The sequence below is a fragment of the Methanocalculus alkaliphilus genome (assembly GCF_024170505.1).
GTDB lineage: Archaea > Halobacteriota > Methanomicrobia > Methanomicrobiales > Methanocorpusculaceae > Methanocalculus > Methanocalculus alkaliphilus.
Genome location: NZ_JALJYG010000036.1, coordinates 1 through 1154, shown reverse-complemented (window position 1 = coordinate 1154; position 1154 = coordinate 1). Strand labels below are relative to the sequence as shown.

At 45.1% G+C, this 1154-nt stretch carries 1 protein-coding gene; it reads left to right on the top strand.

Annotated features, from left to right (window positions below):
• Positions 1-63: 63 nt before the first annotated feature.
• Entirely contained in the window at positions 64-1008 is a 945-nt protein-coding gene (locus tag J2T58_RS11055) for an IS5 family transposase (protein WP_253490033.1), read from the top strand.
• Positions 1009-1154 lie beyond the last annotated feature (146 nt).

Sequence of the window (1154 nt, the reverse complement as noted above, 5' to 3'; positions counted from 1 at the left end):
GAGAACTTCGAATAACCTCGTTCCATCGAAAGTACTTTATAGTGTGTGATCGATCAGTACTCAATGAGCACGTTCTTTAATTTTGCAATTAAGGATGAATATCGCCGCTTTGCTCAACAAGGAAACAATCTTGGTACCTTATCCTCCTTGATCGACTGGGAGCGGTTTCGTCCTCTTCTCTCTGATCTCTACACCAACACCGAAGGAAAAGGTGGCCGACCAAACTATGACGTTGTTTTCATGATCAAACTCATGGTTCTGCAGCAACTGTATGGATTATCAGATCCCCAGCTTGAACGAGAAGTCTATGATCGCTTATCGTTCCGTCATTTTCTCGACTACCCAACGAAAATTCCAGATGCCTCCACCATCTGGCTATTCCGAGAGCGTCTGATCAAAACAGGGAAAGAAGAATTGATCTGGACTGAATTCCAACATCAGATCGATCAGAAAGGATTGACAATTCATCGTGGTGTGATCCAGGATGCAAGTTTCATCACTGCAGATCCGGGTCATGCACCCGCCGATACACCGCGAGGAAAAGATGCAAAGACGCGGCGAAGCCGTGATGGGACATGGGCAAAGAAAGGGTCAAAATCTCATTTTGGGTTTAAATTGCATATTCTCATGGATAAGGAACATCAACTTATCCGACGAATGGCAACAACACCAGCTTCAGTTCATGATAGCAAAATTGATCTCTCCCGATCCGGAGAGACGGTATACAGGGACAAGGGATATTTTGGCGTCAAGCCCTGTGCATCCATGGATAAGACAATGCATAGAGGAGTTCGAAACCACCCATTATCAACTAAGGAAAAGCGTAGAAACCGAGCGATCAGCAGGATACGTCCTCTTGTTGAACGACCGTTTGCTGTGATGAAAAAAGTGTTCAGAGCTGGTCATGTGATGGTAACAACCTGTGCAAGGGCGCATATCAAGTGCCTGTTCTCATGTTGGGGTTACAATTTGAAGCAACTTCAGACGCTCAAACGATGGCCTGTTTGAGCGATAGCTATCTTTCTCCACAGGAAATGTGGAGTGGTTGAGCCCTGAAAGGGCGGTTGTAACCTATTTTTTTTTGCAAATTTGGGTTTGTTGTAGGGTTTTCAACCCTCAAGTGATCGTTGTTGGGGGGGTTAATCGAAAAACTC

Excerpts from the sequence above, each read along its gene's own strand:
- J2T58_RS11055 (WP_253490033.1), top strand. The coding sequence starts at position 64 with ATGAGCACGTTCTTTAATTTTGCAATTAAGGATGAATATCGCCGCTTT.